At 41.0% G+C, this 17619-nt stretch carries 13 protein-coding genes; 3 read left to right on the plus strand and 10 right to left on the minus strand.

Features of this window, described 5'->3' with window-relative positions; all coding sequences use genetic code 11:
• Positions 1–250: 250 nt before the first annotated feature.
• A complete protein-coding gene (locus tag ACYVLS_RS10480; protein ID WP_460324268.1) occupies positions 251–898 on the plus strand; it encodes a pentapeptide repeat-containing protein in 648 nt (215 codons plus the stop codon).
• Positions 899–945: 47 nt separating this feature from the next.
• On the opposite strand, the gene ACYVLS_RS10485 is transcribed toward ACYVLS_RS10480, so the two are convergent.
• The 8 genes from ACYVLS_RS10485 to chvE form a co-directional block, all read right to left on the minus strand.
• The gene (locus ACYVLS_RS10485) at positions 946–2472 is read right to left on the minus strand and encodes a glycoside hydrolase family 43 protein (protein WP_460324270.1); all 1527 of its coding nucleotides are present in this window, start codon (positions 2470–2472) and stop codon (positions 946–948) included.
• A 42-nt stretch (positions 2473–2514) separates the two neighbouring features.
• Entirely contained in the window at positions 2515–4107 is a 1593-nt protein-coding gene (locus ACYVLS_RS10490; RefSeq protein ID WP_460324272.1) for a xylulokinase, read from the minus strand.
• Between the two features lie 64 nt (positions 4108–4171).
• Positions 4172–5596, minus strand: a complete 1425-nt coding sequence (gene araA / locus ACYVLS_RS10495; RefSeq protein ID WP_460324274.1) for an L-arabinose isomerase — start codon at positions 5594–5596, stop codon at positions 4172–4174.
• 21 nt (positions 5597–5617) lie between these two features.
• The gene (gene araD, locus ACYVLS_RS10500) at positions 5618–6310 is read right to left on the minus strand and encodes an L-ribulose-5-phosphate 4-epimerase (RefSeq protein ID WP_460324276.1); all 693 of its coding nucleotides are present in this window, start codon (positions 6308–6310) and stop codon (positions 5618–5620) included.
• A 107-nt stretch (positions 6311–6417) separates the two neighbouring features.
• Positions 6418–7527, minus strand: coding sequence for a substrate-binding domain-containing protein (locus ACYVLS_RS10505; RefSeq protein ID WP_460324278.1), 1110 nt, complete (start codon positions 7525–7527; stop codon positions 6418–6420).
• A 150-nt stretch (positions 7528–7677) separates the two neighbouring features.
• On the minus strand, positions 7678–8841 hold the full coding sequence (mmsB, locus tag ACYVLS_RS10510; RefSeq protein WP_460324280.1) for a multiple monosaccharide ABC transporter permease: 1164 nt from the start codon (positions 8839–8841) through the stop codon (positions 7678–7680).
• Positions 8828–10369, minus strand: coding sequence for a multiple monosaccharide ABC transporter ATP-binding protein (gene mmsA, locus ACYVLS_RS10515; protein ID WP_460324282.1), 1542 nt, complete (start codon positions 10367–10369; stop codon positions 8828–8830). Before mmsA ends, mmsB begins: the two co-directional genes overlap by 14 nt.
• Positions 10370–10389: 20 nt before the next feature.
• Complete coding sequence (chvE, locus tag ACYVLS_RS10520) at positions 10390–11466, minus strand: multiple monosaccharide ABC transporter substrate-binding protein (RefSeq protein ID WP_460324284.1); 1077 nt, start codon at positions 11464–11466, stop codon at positions 10390–10392.
• A 345-nt stretch (positions 11467–11811) separates the two neighbouring features.
• Between chvE and ACYVLS_RS10525 the strand changes: the two genes are divergently transcribed.
• A complete protein-coding gene (locus ACYVLS_RS10525) occupies positions 11812–13179 on the plus strand; it encodes an MATE family efflux transporter (RefSeq protein ID WP_460324286.1) in 1368 nt (455 codons plus the stop codon).
• Between the two features lie 385 nt (positions 13180–13564).
• Here the strand turns inward: ACYVLS_RS10525 and xylA are convergent, their stop codons facing one another.
• Positions 13565–14893: a xylose isomerase gene (gene xylA, locus ACYVLS_RS10530; RefSeq protein WP_460324288.1), complete on the minus strand. Its 1329-nt coding sequence runs from the start codon at positions 14891–14893 to the stop codon at positions 13565–13567.
• A gap of 206 nt (positions 14894–15099) precedes the next feature.
• Here xylA and ACYVLS_RS10535 point away from each other — a divergent pair, with 206 nt between their 5' ends.
• Positions 15100–15330 carry a hypothetical protein gene (locus ACYVLS_RS10535; RefSeq protein WP_460324290.1) on the plus strand — a complete coding sequence of 77 codons (231 nt, stop codon included), beginning with the start codon at positions 15100–15102 and terminating at the stop codon, positions 15328–15330.
• Between the two features lie 97 nt (positions 15331–15427).
• On the opposite strand, the gene ACYVLS_RS10540 is transcribed toward ACYVLS_RS10535, so the two are convergent.
• Complete coding sequence (locus ACYVLS_RS10540; RefSeq protein ID WP_460324292.1) at positions 15428–17317, minus strand: sialate O-acetylesterase; 1890 nt, start codon at positions 17315–17317, stop codon at positions 15428–15430.
• Positions 17318–17619 lie beyond the last annotated feature (302 nt).

Below are 17619 nucleotides of genomic sequence, written 5' to 3' on the forward strand. Positions count from 1 at the left end.
CGGCATTCAAAGAAATTTTGATTGGAAATCAGTCAAACCAAGAACAAATTGCTGCGTAATTTCTTTGGTGAGGGTTAATCCGATAGGATTGTGAAGCATTTATTAGGGTGCGAAACTTGAGTATTAAGTATACCAAACATTTCCGGATATTTGGACTATTTTACTAAATGAATGCTATAATTTAAAAGTCTCTAGCGAATAATCTATGATATAAGCACATTCAAACCACTGCTTTGTAAAGGAGAAAACTATGACTAACAAGCTGACTCTGCCGTCTTTACCTCACTCGCTACCGGTAGTAACCTTCCAGGATATCTTTGATCCCGAAGACCCTTACGTAGAACAAGTAGAAATCGCTGACTGCGCCATTTCAATAGAAGATTGTCGTCTATTAGAATTCAAGTCAGTCCGCTTCACACGCGTTCAGTTTGACCAGCTCACACTGGACCGATCTTACTTCCTGAACGTAGAGTTTAATGCCTGTGATCTCATTACTGCTCAATTGACAGAAAGCACCTTGAAACAGGTCGTATTCAGGAAATGCCGCTTGAACGGCCTTTTACTTAGCGAGTCCACATTAATGCATGTTTCTTTTGATGATTGCATGATGCACCTATCAAGTTTTGGCTACACTAAATTTGATAGGGTTTTACTTGACCAATGCAAGCTTATGGAAACCGACTTCCTGGACTGCAAGCTCAAGCACGTTCGCTACAGCAACTGTCAACTAGATGGATCTGCCTTTAACCGGACGTCACTGAACGGGATAGATATCTCTACGTGTGAATTCGACTCACTCAAAATCAGTCTCACTGAAATTCAAGGGGCAATAGTCAACCAGTCGCAGGCACTAGGCTTTTTGGATTTACTCAACCTTACTATTAAAGACACAAGCTAAAAAAGTAGACCGCAGACAATTATTTTGCCTTCGGTCTACTTTTTGCTTTAATTTTTAGTTAACTTGAGTGAACTGAAATCGGCATATCCTGTTTCTTCATTCTCTGATGTTGCATAAACGCCCATCGTACAGCCGACAAAACCGCCGGCAACTTTAGTACTTAAGTAGTGCGTATCTACATTTTCAGCGATGGTTATTTCTCTTTCACCTACTAAAATAGTCCCTCTAAGGCTTTGATTTTCACCTTGAAGTTTGAGTTCGAATTTGTCTCCGGTCAGTGGCTCGGAACCGATGACTTCGTCTTTTCCGTCCAGCGTTCTTATCAGTCGAGCCTCTTTACTTCCTTCGTTAGTTGTAACAACCAACCGGATGGCATAGCGGTCGTTTTGCATTACCGCCAGCCCTGCTTCTTCTTTAGCCTTTAATGCAGTTTCCATTTCTACAGTGAGGGTATAATCCATAGACGGTTGCCTTAAACCAACATAACTAGGAGACGCCTGGTCTTTAAGTGTATAAGTTGATGGATACAACCGTAACCAGCCTGCCCTGCTTTCTCTGTCATAATGTGCCCATTCGGGATTGCGCAGATAGACAAAAGCCGGGTGGGATTCATGTAGTGGGTAGCTCTCCAATTTTTCATGTTCGCTGAGCGCTAGTTCATGTTCCTGTTCGTCCAGCAGTTTCCCTTCTCCCGGGTTAATGACAGGCCAGCCATCTTCCCACTCTACTTTGGCCAGGAAGGTTTCTCTGCCTAGGTTATCATAGCCATTGAACTGGCGACTGGCAAGGCAAGTCAAGTACCACTTACCGTCCGGCGTTTCCACCAAATCGCCGTGCCCGACGTTATGGATCGGATACTGATTGCCTAAATGGCGATGGGTTAGAATCGGATTGTTTTTATTTCCGATGTAAGGACCGTCGATTGATTCGCTGCGGGCAATTGTTATGGCATGGTTGAACCCCGTTCCACCTTCGGCAATCATCAGGTAGTAATACCCGTCTTTCTTGTAAATATGCGGTCCTTCCGGCCAGATGGCCTCTCTCAATGCGCCTTTCCATAACTTGGTGCTGACACCGATTAACTGCATAGTTTCCAGATCAAGTTCCTGTAACCAGACTTCCCAGTCGCCATTGTAGTCAGCACCTCGTGGATTTTCACGTGTACCGACATAATAACAGCGGCCATCTTCATCAAAGAATAGACTCGGATCGATTCCTGGTGCACTATCCAGGAAATAAGGGTCAGACCAGTCACCAGCAGGATCATCCGTTTTAACTAAAAAGTTCCCGCCATTAGTGACGTTCGTGGTTACCATATAAAAGGTCCCGTCATGGTATCTAATGGACGGCGCAAATATTCCTTGTGAATGAGCCGCTCCTAGCAAATTGAGCTGTTCTTTTCTATCCAGAATATTTCCGATCTGTTTCCAGTTCACCAAATCTTTACTGTGGTAGATGGGAACACCCGGGAAATATGCAAAGGTTGATGTAACTAGATAATAATCGTCTCCTACCGCACAGACTGACGGGTCGGGTGAGAAACCTTCTATGATTGGATTATTAAAAGTGTGCATTAACAAACTCCTCTTTCAATAGTCTCTCATCGTTTTTCCTCATTATTTAATGTACTGAACTGCGGATTTCTCCACTTCAAGCATATCGCTGTAGCGGTCCATAAAGGATCTAAAGTTCTTCTGTCCTTCTTCACTTGGCTCAACTGTCTCAGCTTTTTGGCTGCTGAAGACTTTAGTGGACAAATAATCTTCCAGCTTTTCATTCTCGTCTTTGTTTGCAGCATAAGCAGCGAGCAATGCCATCCCCCAAGGACCACCTTCTCCCGCACTTTCCATAACAGAAACCGGAACAGTCAGGGCATCAGCCATCATCTGCTGGCCGACCTGCTTCGTCTTGAAAAATCCGCCGTGACCCAAGAGCTGATCAATACTGACGTCTTCTTTCTGAATCAGAATATCCATTCCCAATTTCAAAGTAGCTAAAGCAGAATAAATATGGGTGCGCATGAAGTTAGCTAGATTCAACGTGCTGTCCGGCATCTGAATAAACAACGGACGTCCCTCTTCCAATCCGGTTATCGGTTCGCCGGAATAATAGTTGCAGCTCATCAGTTGACCATTATCTGCATCTGCCTCCAGCGCTTTGTTAAAGAGCGTCGTAAAGAGTTTCTCGCTTGAAACCTCAAACCCTAACGTTTCCACCAGTTCGTTGAACAAGCGTGCCCAGGCATTAATGTCTGTCGTAAAATTATTGCAGTGAACCATCGCAGTCGGTTTGCCCGTCGGCGTGGTGACCATATCGATTTCCTCATAGTAGTTCGATAAGCTATTTTCCAGAACCAGCATGGCAAATACAGATGTCCCAGCCGAAACGTTTCCTGTACGTTCAGCTACTGCGTTGGTTGCGGCCATTCCCGTACCGGCATCACCCTCCGGTGGACATAATAAAGCGTTTGGCTGCAAAGTTCCTGATGGATCAATGAGTCGGGCACCTTCATCGGTTAGTTGACCGGCAGATTCACCTGCTGATAAGGTTTCTGGTAAGATATCCAGCAGTGACCATTGTTTATCAATTGAATCTATTTTTTTATCATAAGCATTGACCATTTCCTGGTTATACTGTCCAGTATTACTGTCAATCGGGAACATCCCAGATGCTTCTCCAATACCAAGCGCCTTAACTCCTGTCAATCTCCAGTGTACATAACCAGCAAGGGTCGTCAGAAAATTAATGTCTTTTACGTGTTCTTCTTCATTTAAGATAGCTTGATGCAAATGAGCAATACTCCAGCGTTGAGGAATATTAAAGGAGAAGAGTTCGGTCAGTTCTTTTGACGCTATTTCTGTCGTCGTATTACGCCATGTGCGGAATGGTGTGAGTAGATTTCCTTCAGCATCAAACGGCAGATAACCATGCATCATGCCTGAGAAGCCCATAGCATCAATTTCTGTCAATTTTTCATCGAAGCGTGCGGTATAATCCTCTGCAAGCTGCTTGTAGGCAGTTTGAAGCCCCTTCCAAACTTCATCAATAGCATACGTCCAGTATCCTTCTTCCAGTTTGTTTTCCCAGTCATATGCCCCACTTGCTATTTGCTGATGGTTTTCATTAATCAAAACGGCTTTAATCCGTGTCGAGCCGAATTCAATTCCGAGTATTTTCTTTGTTGTGTTTGTTTGTTGTGCATTCAACATTTAATCACCCTTTACTCTTCACTAAATAGGAGATACTCTTACAGCGAGCATCTCCTACTGTTAATTAATCTATTAGAAAGGTTTCCAAATCGACGAGTTTAGCCCAATCTAGAATAACATCTTTATTTAGCGCTAAGGTTGCGACTGTATGGTGCCCGCCACCCGCTTCAATCCATTTTTTAATGCTTGTCTTAAAGTCAGGTTTTGGCTTCCAAATAACACGAGCTACCGGTAGGTTCGGTGCTTCTTCTTGCGGCGTCACAGCTTCAAAAGTATTAACCATCAAGCGGTAATGCGTACCCAAGTCAAGCATGGAAATAGCGAAACCTTCTCCAGCTTTACCGTCAAAAACAAGACGGGCAGGGTCTTCTTTATCACCAATACCTAGAGGATTCACAACGACTTTTGGTTTTGTTTCTGCAAATGTTGGATCCACTTCAAGCATGTGTGACTGAACAATATACTCATCACCTTTAGTAAAGTTATAGGTATAGTCTTCCATAAAGCCGGTTGACTGATTATCCGTCATAACTTTAACAAGACGGTCCAGCGCAGCAGTCTTCCAGTCGCCTTCTCCAGCAAAGCCATAACCTTCAGCATTTAAACGCTGAACAGCCATACCAGGGAGTTGCTTCATGCCATGCAGGTCTTCGAAGTTTGTGGTAAAGGCTGTATAGCCTCCTTTTTCAAGGAACCGACGCAAGCCAATTTCGATTTTAATCTGTTCTTTGACATGTGATTCGTAAAAGTCTGCATCATTATCGCCCGGATCCATGTCGTAAAGAGACTGACATTCTTCGTAAGTAGACTGGATATCTTCATCGCTTACTTGGTCCATCTCTTCAACCAGGTCCCCAATACCAAAGTAGTCAACAGTCCAGCCGAACTGAATGGCTGCTTCAACTTTGTCGCCTTCAGTGACCGCTACGTTACGCATGTTGTCTCCGAAACGCGCCACTTTAATGGCCTGAGATTCAGCAAAACCGACTGCTGAACGCATCCAGTTGCTGATTTCTTCGTGGACTTCAGGGTCCTGATAATGACCGACAACCACTTTATTATTCTTCTTCAGTCGCGCGTTGATAAAGCCGTATTCACGGTCACCATGAGCACTCTGGTTCAAGTTCATGAAGTCCATATCAATGGTTTTCCAAGGCACTTCTTTATTGAACTGCGTCGATAAGTGCAGCAGCGGTTTTTGAAGGAGTTTAGTTCCCGGAATCCACATTTTTGCTGGAGAGAATGTGTGCATCCATGTAATCACCCCGGCTACTTCATCCTGATAATTGACGTCTTTCATAACCGTTTTAATTTCATCAGCAGTGGTTACCAGTGCTTTAAATTTGATTGGAAAAGCAAAATTACCTTCTTCATTTAACGCATCTGCAATCTCTTTCGCATGGCTCTTCACTTCTTCCAGAGCCTCCGGTCCATATAAATGCTGACTTCCGACTACAAACCAGAATTCTTTTTTTGCTATTTTTAACATACTCTATTTCCTCCAAACAATTTATTGACCGTAGTAAGCGTCTTTTCCGTGTTTTCTCAAATAATGTTTATCGAGTAACGCCTGATCCATTCGTGAACTCTGATTACTCAGCATTAATCCGTGATAAGTCATTTGAGCAACCTGCTCGAGAACAACTGAATTATGCACCGCGTTAAGCGGATCAGTTCCCCAGGTAAAAGGACCATGATCGTTTACTAAAACGCCCGGAATCTGATTCGGATCAATTGACCGGTTTTTAAATGTATTGACAATAACAGTACCCGTCTGTTTTTCGTAGTCTGTCTCAATTTCATCCTGTTTCATTCGTCTAGTGCAGGGGATGTCCCCATAAAAATAATCCGCATGAGTCGTTCCGGCAGCAGGTATGTCCGAGCCAGCCTGAGCAAAACTCACGGCCCATGGCGAGTGCGTGTGTACAACACCACCGATGTCTTTAAACTGCTTATAGAGTTCAATATGTGTTGCGGTGTCGCTTGAGGGTTTCATCTCACCTTCTACTACTTTGCCGTCAAAATCCACGACAACCATATTTTCAGGAGATAAAGCTGAATACTCCACCCCGCTAGGCTTGATGACAATGTAGTTGTTTTCTCGGTCAATCCCACTGACATTTCCCCAAGTAAAGACAACGAGATTGTGTTCAGGTAAAGCCATATTGGCTTCGTAGACTTGTTGTTTTAGTTCTTCCAGCAAATGCTTCACTTCCTATCTAGAAATCATTTCTTCCAAGTCATTTATTTTATTCCGTTAAATGGTACGTACATGTCAGTCTAGTAAGATAGTTAATCTTACATTCGAATCTACTGTGACTGAGCAGACGTACTGGTGTTTATATTTTTTGTGGAATTTCTAATGATTAAATTAGGTTCGAAGATGTGCGACTTGATTGCTTTTCCACTTTCGACAGCTTCAACTATACTTCTAGCAGCTTGCCTTCCCAGCTCTTCTTTAGGGTGTTTGACTGAAGTCAATTTCACTGTTGGATGAACTGTACTATATAGACTGTCATCATGGCTAACTACAGAAATATTTTCCGGACATTTTAAGTTTAATTTATCCATCTCTTTTATTAGCATGACCGCGACTTCATCGTTATAGCATACGAAGGCAGTTGGAATGTCTTTAGTCTCAAGCATGATATGAATGAGAGCAGGCAAGTCTTCCTTTGCCTCAGTATCATACCGCAAAATAAAATCGTTAGAGAAAGTCATTTTCGCATCATAGAGGGCTTTTAAATAGCCTTTTAATCGATTTTTACCTTGCAGGTCATCTGATTTAGTTATAATACCTATATTAGTATGCCCTTTATCAATCAAGTGCTCTGTAGCCATCTTTCCTGATTCTTGATCATTTAGCGCCACCACCGGTAAATCCAATTCTTCATAAGAGGCATTAAGCATAACTAATGGCGTTTTGCTTTCAGCTAAGCTCAAATAGTAATTCAAGTTAGGATTCATCAAATTACTTTTTGTCGGCTCCACTATTAAGCCATCCACGTTTTGTTCTATCATACTTTCGAGAGAGCGTTTCTCATTTTCAACATTATTTCTTGTACTTGATAACATTAGTGAGTAATCATGCTTTGACAACTCTTCTTCAATTCCTCTAATGATAGAAGGAAAAATGTAATCAGATAGATAGGTGGTGATGACTCCAATAGTTTTGTTTCCACTGCCAATCTGTTTTGTTTTATAAAGATCACTGACATACGTACCTGACCCCTGTTGTTTAACAAGGTAGCCATCATTTACACACTCGGATATTGCCTGCCTTATGGTATGTCGACTCACATTGAATTGTAGTCTTAATTCAGCTTCAGAAGGGATTTTAGCTCCTAAACTATAGTCTTCAGATATAATTTTTTTCTGTATTTCATTTTTAATCGCAATGTATTTCGGTTCATTTTGCATAATCCCACTCCTAAACGCTTAATTACTCCCATTATATAACAATTCAAATCCTATTGGTATGATTAGCTATTAACTAGCAGACAGGATATATCTTTGTGATCTGATTATTTATAACCAAAGACTAACAGGAGTCTTTGGTTATAAATGAGTTTATTTTCGTTTGTTTTTATTTAAGATATCGAATGCAACAGCACCTAGTAATACGAGTGCTTTAATTGCCTGCTGCCAGTCAATACCGACACCAAGAATTGACATTCCATTATCTAGTATACCCATGATTAACGCACCAATCAGCGCACCAATAACAGTTCCGGCACCACCAGTTAATGAAGCTCCACCGATTACTGCCGCCGCGATGGCATCCAGTTCGAATAACTGACCAGCTTGAGGCGTTGCCGCATTCAATCGACCAGCAAAGACTAGACCAGCCACAGCTGACAAGACTCCCATATTAACGAAGACCCAGAATTTGATTTTCTGTGTTTTAACACCTGATAATTGTGCTGCTTTTTCATTCCCACCAATTGCATAAACGTGTCTACCGCTAATCGTACGCTTTGTAAAGAATCCATAAGCTAGAATTAAGGCAACAAGTAAGAATAAGACAAAAGGTACACCTGCATAAGATGACAGTCTTTCGGTAAAGGCCGCTATAACTAATGAAACCCCTACTAGCTTGGCAATAAAGAGGCCGTTGCTTTCTACAGAAATATTAAGATCTTTGTTCTGCTTTCTTTTGTTTACTTCTAAAGCAATAAAACTGACTACTGCAATGATACCTATCACGATAGTGAGCAAGTGATACTCTCCACCATTTAGCCAGTCATCTAGAAAACGCGAGCTGACAGTTCTGAATTCTGGTGGAAAAGGCGCAAGTGTGCGTCCACCTAATGTAACCATCGTTAACCCTCTGAACAGCAACATACCTGCCAACGTTACAATGAATGCCGGTATTTTCATATACGCAATCCAGAAACCATGCCAGGCACCTATTAACCCACCAAGGGCTAAAGAAATCGGCACAGCAATGTACATTGACATATCATAATTAATCATTAACACTCCGGCTACTGCCCCTACAAATGCAGCAACAGAACCAACTGACAGATCAATTTCACCTGTAATAATAACCAGCACCATACCTATAGCAAGTATAATGATATAACTGTTCTGCATAATGATATTTGTGACATTAAGCGCGGATAATGATGTACCACCAGTTAAAAATGAAAAGATTAGAATAAGACCCGTTAAAGCAATGACCATTCCAAACTTTTCTAAATTCTGTGTTATAAGTTTCTTAATTTCCTTCACTTTCACTACCCCCGTCTGAAGTCATGTACGTCATTAATTTTTCCTGTTCAGCTTCTGCTATTGGAAACTCTCCAGTAATTTTTCCGAATGACAGCGTGTAAATTCTGTCGCATATCCCTAGCAGTTCAGGTAATTCAGATGAAATAACCAGAATGCTTTTTCCTTGAGCAGCTAGATCATTAATCAGCTTGTAAATCTCATTTTTCGCACCCACGTCTATTCCTCGTGTAGGTTCATCCAGAATAAGGACTTCCGGATTAGTGAAAATCCATTTGCCAAGAACAACTTTCTGCTGATTACCCCCACTTAAATTAACTACTTTCTGCTCAATCGTAGGAGCTTTGATATTCAGTTTCTCTTTGTATTCTTTTCCTACTTCAGTTTCCTTGTGGCGATTTATAGTAAATTTCTCTTGCAGCTCGGACAAGTTGGCCAGGCTGATATTTTGCTTGATTGAATCCTCAAGTATTAGCCCGTACTCTTTTCTATCCTCAGAAACGTAGGCCACACCATTTTTAATTGCTTCACTGACGTTTGGCAAAGAGACCTCTTTACCATTAATACTAACTTGTCCGTCAATATATTTACCGTATGATCGGCCAAAAATACTCATCATCAATTCGGTACGTCCAGCTCCCATTAGACCTGCAATACCTACTACTTCACCACTTTTAACATTTAAACTGGCCTTTTCGATAATGTTTCTATCCGCTATTGTCGGATGGCCCAGTGTCCAATTTTTAATTTCAAATTTAATATCACCGACTGCATTGTTACGTGAAGGGTATAGGTCGGACAAATCGCGTCCAACCATTCCCTTTATAATTCGATTTTCTTTTAGTTCTTCATTCTTAAGAGTTTCTATAGTCTGACCATCTCTCAGTATGGTAATATTATCCGCTACTGCGAGTACTTCTTTTAACTTGTGTGAAATAATAATTGATGTAATGCCTTGCGCTTTGAATTCTTTCAAAAGCTGAAGTAACTTTTCGGATTCTCTTTCGTTTAATGCAGCTGTTGGTTCATCTAAAATAAGCAATTTAACATCTTTAGAAAGAGCTTTGGCAATTTCTACTAACTGCTGCTGCCCAACTCCGATTTGTGAAATCAAATCATCAACTTCTGCTTTTAACCCTACTCGGCTAACTAGCTCTTTCGCTTTGAAAGTCGTTTTTCTCCAGTCAATAAAACGATTCTTTGTCTGTTCGTTTCCTAAGAAAATATTTTCTGCAACTGTTAATTCCGGAATCAGTGCCAATTCCTGGTGGATGATAACAATCCCTTTTTCTTCACTGTCGTTAATCGTATTGAACTGTGATTCGTTACCTTCGTAGATAATATTACCTGAATAGGTGCCATGTGGATGCACACCACTCAAAACTTTCATTAACGTTGACTTTCCGGCACCATTTTCACCTACTAATGCATGTATTTCGCCTTCCATCACTTCAAAATTAACGTTGTCCAGTGCTTTTACCCCAGGAAATTCTTTAGTAATATTCTCCATTTTTAAGATTGGCTTACTCATCATATCATCTCCAGAGACTTTTATTCTATTTCTTCTTCTTCATCACGATCGATGTATCCAGATTCGAATAATACTTCGTCAATATTATCGATATCTACGGATACAGGTTCCTCAAGATAAGCTGGCACAACCCTTACATTGTTGTCATATGTTTCAGTGTCATTTACTTCAGGTTCTTCTCCATCAACAATGGCTTCAACCATGTCTACTGCTCGTTCTGCTAATTCACGAGTGTCTTTGAATACTGTCTGAGTTTGTCCACCTTCAAGAATGGATGCTGCTGTAGCAACATAGGCATCTTGTCCAGTAATGATTGGCAATGGTCTTTCGTCAGTACCGTATCCTGCACTTTCGAGTGCTGAAATAACAGCTAAGCTGATTCCATCATATGGTGAAAGAACCGCATCAAGATTTTCACTTCCATAATTTGAACTTAAAATATTATCCATACGAGACTGGGCTTCTGCTCCGTCCCATCTTAAAGTGGCTGCCTGACTGAAATCTGACTGTCCACTTTGTACAACTAAATCTCCGCTTTCAATATAAGGCTCTAGCTCTGACATAGCTCCATCCCAGAAGAAGTAAGCATTATTGTCATCAGGTGATCCGCCGAACAACTCGATGTTATATGGACCGCCGTCCCCATTCTCTAAATCTAGTGCTTCTACAATATACCCACCTTGTAATTCACCAACACCAAAGTTGTCAAATGTAGCATAGTAGCTGACCTGTTCATGGTTCATAATTAATCGGTCATATGCTATAACAGGAATATCTAGATTTTCAGCCTGGTCTAAGACATCCGTCAAAGCTTCCCCATCAACAGCTGCGATGATTAAAATATCAACACCTTGAGTAATCATGTTTTCGATTTGAGATAGCTGATTTTCAACAACATTCTCTGCATACTGTAAATCTGCTTCATATCCACGTTCTTCTAATAATGAAACCATATTGTTACCGTCTTCAATCCATCGTTCAGAACTTTGTGTCGGCATTGAAATACCTATTGTCGGATTATCGATTGCATCTCCATCTCCGCCATTTCCACATGCTGCCAAAAACAGTGCTGTAAAAGCGATTACTAAAATTTTCATTATTTGTTACCCCCAAAGTATAGTTTGTTTACTGATTAAAGCGACTTGATCCGACTACCCTCCTTTAATTGCTATAGTTATACGTACCTATTATAAGTAAAACCAGTATACACCTACTAAAAATTACTAAAGCAACCGATTTCATTTAAAAGTAGTACGTACCTTTTGATAAATTCACTATACCACCACTTACTCATGCGTGCAAGCGTTTACTTAAAATTTCATCTGTTTTTTTATTTTTCAGCCTTAAATTCCTTTAATAATAGGGATTTGAGGTATCTTTATCTAAATGAAAGTGCTACACTTTTCTTTGTGTCAAGTTTTAATTGCAAAGGAAGATGCTCTATGGTAAATACCATTACATTAAAAAATCCCGCTTCAGCTAAACGTTACTTATTTATGATAACCTGGCCTATTTTTATCGAAGTATTTCTGCAGATTCTGATGAAGCTGACCGACGTATTCATGCTCAGTTTTGTATCCGATCAGGCAGTCGCAGCTATTGGCGTTGTAAATCAGCTGATGACTTTTATGTTTGTCCTCTTTAACTTTACCGCGATGGGTGCCGGGGTCGTGGTCTCCCAGTATGTTGGCGCCAATGATAAAGAAGGGGTCAAAAACACTATCGCTAGTGCCATTACGATTAATTTGATTTTCGGATTAGGCGTTAGTCTGTTTGTCGTGCTGAACCGTCACTTCTTACTGAACCTGTTTTCTCTGGAACCAGAACTCTATGCTTACGCAAGTAGTTACGCTTTGATTGTCGGCTCTGCCCTTTTTGCCCAGGCGATGATTTTAACTATATCCTCTTTGCTTCAGGCGATGGGACACACGAAAGACGTGATGGCTTCAGTGCTGATAATGAATGTGCTGAACGTTTTTGGTAATTATGTGCTGATATTTGGTGCCCTCGGCTTTCCACGTATCGGTGTGACCGGTGTTGCCATTTCTACCGCTACTGTTCGAATTCTAATTATGCTGGGTATGTTTGTGCTGTTGACTAAGCGAATGCCTGTCAAGATGTCGCTGGGCTCTTTTTTCAAGTTAAAAAAAGAGTACACACAGAAGATACTCAATATCGGTGTGCCTTCGGCCGGTGAACAACTGTCTTATAACGTGAGCCAGCTGGTTCTGACGGTTATGATTACAACATTAGGTGCGACTGCCCTGGCAACACGTGTCTACTCACAGAATTTTATGTCGGTACTAGTTATTTTCTCTTTATCTATTGCAAAAGGCATGCAGATTTTCATCGGCCAGCTGGTCGGTGCCAAGAAGCAGGATGAAGCGTATGAGTATATGTTTATGGGCTTCAAATTTGCCGGTCTGGTTACCATCATTATCGGCAGTATCTTCGCTTTATTTGGCCAGCAGATCTTCAGTTTTTTCACAAATGATCCCAGCCTGATTGCTCTCGGATCAACCATTATGATTATTGAGCTCTTCCTGCAGCCGGCACGCACAAGTAATCTGGTCATTATCAGTGCGCTAAGGGCCGCTGGAGACGCCAAGTTCCCCGTGATGATTGGCGTAACAGTCATGTGGGGCGCCCTCGTTCCCTTGGCCTATCTGTTCGGTATTGCCTTAGGCTTTGGTCTCCCGGGCATCTGGATGGCCATGCTGTTTGATGAATGGATTCGCGGCAGCCTGATGTTCTTCCGCTGGAAAAAGAAGCGCTGGATGAACAAGCGACTCGTTCCGGGTAAAATTTAATTGAGTAAGATGAAGCACCCTTGCGTATGATGCAAGGGTGCTTTTTTCGAGACAACTTTACTGCTGGAACCGACTTACTTGTTTCAAAACAGACCTACTCGATAGGAGTTTTCACTGTGAGAGTAAAAACTCCTATCGATTTGCTTTATTCGGCATGAGTTTTCTGTTTTCAGCACAATATTCCTTTCGATTAGCCGCTAATCGGTATAACTCTGTCGCTCATCCTCTTTAAAGACACCCCTAAAACAAGTAGTATAAATTCTAACAAGGAACAATCAGCGGTCGCTGATTGAACAGCTTATCACCCCTTTTTCGGAAGCTATGTATCAGAAAAAAAACGACCAATCAGACTATTTAGCCTGATCGGTCGTTTTTGTCTATTTAATTAACCTTCAGCGATTGTAGTCACTAGATACTGGTTAAGAATTCCTTTAATAACTTCAACATTTCCAGATTCGTTTTCGATCTTATCTAGACCTAGAGCGTAGTCCTGAAGTTTCTTGAAGTCTGTGTTTCCATCAACGATGTCTTTTCCGATACCGTTGTTGAATGAGCTGTAACGCTTGTCAAGAATGCTGTCAATCGCTTTGTCATCAATCATGCGCTGAGCGACTTTAGCACCTAAAGCAAAGCTATCCATACCAACAATATGCGCTTTGAATAAATCTTCAGGTTTGAATGATGTACGACGAACTTTAGCATCAAAGTTCAATCCACCTTTTTCAAGTCCACCATTCTTAAGAATTTCATACATAGCTAGTGTTGTAGCGTACAAGTCTGATGGGAATTCATCCGTATCCCATCCTAGATGTGGGTGACCTTGATTGGCATCAACTGATCCTAGCATGCCGTTAATACGTGCATAGTGTAATTCGTGTTCGAAGCTGTGTCCCGCAAGTGTTGCGTGGTTCGCTTCAATATTAAATTTAAATACGTCTTGCAAACCGTACTTCTGCAGGAAGGCGAAACCGTGAGCCACGTCAAAGTCATACTGGTGAGAAGTAGGCTCTTTCGGTTTTGGTTCAATAAGGAATTGAGCATCGAAGCCAATTTCTTTCGCATAGTCATTAGCCATGTGGAAGAAACGTGCCAGGTTGTCCAGTTCTAGACCCATGTTAGTGTTCAATAAGCTTTCGTAACCTTCACGTCCGCCCCAGAACACATAACTTTCTGAACCTAAACGTTTTCCGACTTCCAGACCTTTTTTCACTTTAGCAGCTGCATAAGCAAATACATCAGCGTTATTTGAAGTAGATGCACCGTGAACGAACATTGGATTAGTAAAGTTATTTACTGTATTCCAAAGCAATTTCACTTTGCTGTCTTTCATATAGTCTTCCATCATGTCGACAATAACATCCTGATTAGCTAATGTTTCTTTTAGGTTGCTGCCTTCAGGGGCAATATCAAAGTCGTGGAAACAGAAATATGGAACGCCTAATTTATCGAAAAACTCAAATGAAGCATCTACACGTGCTTTAGCTTTTTCCATTGGATCAGAATACTTGTCCCATGGACGCTGAGCAGTTCCAACACCAAATGGATCGGATAAATCTTCAGTGAATGTATGCCAGTAGGCAACACCAAATCTAAGTAATTCCTCCATTGATTTTCCGTTGATTTTTTCTTCAGGGTTGTAAAATTTAAATGCCAAAGGATCTTTTGACTGAGCGCCTTCGTATTTAATTTTACCAATATTGTCAAAATATGCCATATATAATAATTCTCCTCTCACTTTTTGTGATATTGTTAGTTGGTTTAACTTACAAACCAACAATACATTATTGTGGAAACGGTGTCAATACATTTTATTAAAATACTCCTATTTTTAATACTAGCACGCTGTTAAGCGTTTTGAAAGCGTTATATTACTGTGTGTGCTATACTTAATATAGAATTTAGAAAGGAGTCGATGTATTTATGCAAAATGATCCATCAACTGCAGGAAACCCTAGACTACCTGCTGATGCAGAAGCAGCGAAAAAAACTAAGGAAGGCGCTGTAGGCGCAGATCAGGAGCGTACCGAGGGAGAACTTGAAAAAAGCGAACGTGAAAAAGAGCAGGATTCACATCCTGAAGACAAAAAGCCATTCAACTTAGATAATGTTGATGACCTTGAGGAATCTAAAAAAGGTGAAAAAGAAGATTAATCCCTTCTTCTTGCTCCCATTTGAAATTTAAAATGGGAAAAGCGAAGTCCAGCCCGGTTGTAGCCACACCGAGCTGGACTTTTTATCGTATGTTAAATTAATTTAAAGGATAAATGAAAGGCAGCAAAGGAAGTTTAGTAACTGAATCATAAAAGGAGCCTTTTGGATCATTTCTCCATGCATACCTGATTGACTCGATGTCATGCTTGTCACCAGTCTGCTGAGCTAAAGGAATAATTAGCTGATCGCCATGGTACTCAAAATTACTGACTAAAACCCACTCTTCTTCTTGTTTTATTTCCAGTTCAGGCTGTTGTTCTGAGACAAGCAAGTCGCCTTTCAGTCCCCTCATACTCAAGATCATGCAGTCTGTATGTGATTCAACCTTTTCAACTTCTAAATTTTCATAGGCCGGTCCAAGTTCATACTCATTATGAAGCGAAATATGTGCCAACCGCTGAGCCAGTGTCTTTTTATCATGCGGATGGAGCTCATTTGACTGCCCACAGTCATAGGCCGGAACCATTTCTGCTGCACTGATACTTTGTCTCACCTTATCCTGCTCGTATCTGAGAACAGCCCAGCTTAAATCATCTTCGTCCACAGCCGGGTCCAAATAATTGGCAAGCTGAACATAATAAAAAGGTAGCTCATCTTTAAATAAGCTTCGCCAGTCTTGTATCATTAGAGTCATTAAATCTTTATAACCGACTGGCTGCTTTGTATTGGATTCTCCCTGATAAAACAATATGCCTTGAAAGGCAAGCTCTTTCAGAGGTGACAGCATCCCTTTATAAAGAACCGCAGGCTTATAATGAAGAAACAGCATTGGCTCTATGTCGTCTTTCTGATACCCGATTTTATATTTCCAGTCACCTGTCAGATTAATTGCTTTATTGTCCAGTTCAAGCTGGTATGGCAAATCAGGTATAAAGCCGCCATTTGATGCATCGATTGATAGTCTGATGACAAGACTGTTAAGACCGACTTTTAAATCCGCCTTATCCAATAGGTATTTTCTAGGAGGATAGCGGTATTCTGTGACCCCTACCTTTTTGCCGTTTAAATATGTTTCATCACCATTGATAAGCGAACCTAGCCGTAATCTGAAATGATCAGCTTTCAGATCCTCTTCTGATAATGTAAACTTACGTCGGAACCAGACGGCTCCTGAAAAATCTTTCAAGCGGTGATGTTCTTTAAACATGAATGGAACAGTTACACTTTCCCAAGACGAATCATCAAAATCCTCTTTGAACCATTCTTCCCGCAATCCTTTATCATGAGCATTTAAATCCTCATACCAGGACTGATTCACTCTCATGTCCTTTTCCACTTCTGCCTTAACGTTGTCTGGATCTTTCCAATAATCTATTTCATCATTATAATCTCCCAGTGAACACAACGTCTCTTCATTCATCCATGCTTCAACTGGCGTGCCACCCACAGCAGTATGAACGATGCCAATGGGTACATTCAGCTTTTTATGCAGTTCTTTGGCGTAAAAAAAACCGAGGGATGAGAAGTCTTGGATAGACTCCTGAGTGGCTTTCTTCCACTGGCCCTTAGTCACGAATGTCTCAGGTTCATCAAAAGCTACCGCCATCTCTACATGAAATTGTCGGATTAACGGATAATCTGCTGCATCTATTTCCTCTTTGAATTCATCATATGTCCGATTAATTGGGAGCTCCATATTTGACTGGCCCCCAAGTAGCCACACCTCTCCAAAATATACATCTTCTACAGTTCGATTTGACGACCCTTTAAAAGAGACAGTGTAGGGTCCGCCCGCTTCCATTGCTGGAAAAGTTACAATCCAATCACCATCTTTAGTTGATTTACCTTCTTCCACCCTGCCATTTAAACTCACCTGAACGGTTTGACTGGGTGCATCTTTTCCAGAAAATCGGATAGCTTTATTCTGCTGAATAATCATGCCATCACTTATGTAACCATTTAATAAAAAGTCTGTTTGGGTTGTCATTTGTCAGCCTTCTTTTAATGAATTATTAAGATTTCAATTTTTGAACACAATTCGCAGTTTATTGTTCTTGAAGAGGAGAAGTTCGGGTGATAAGCCACCCGAACTCAACTTATACAGTCATCTGGTACAGTTTAAATTTCTAAACTACATTATAAGTTAATAAATCAATTTATGGATACGGGGCTGGGAAAAAACCAGCTCTTAACAAACAAAAAGAACAATGAAAACCGTCGGTTTTAGATGGTCTTCATTGTTCTTTTGTATTTTTTCTGAAGATGTAGAAGTACATCCTCCTTTTCTTC

Source organism: Alkalibacterium psychrotolerans, assembly GCF_054784355.1.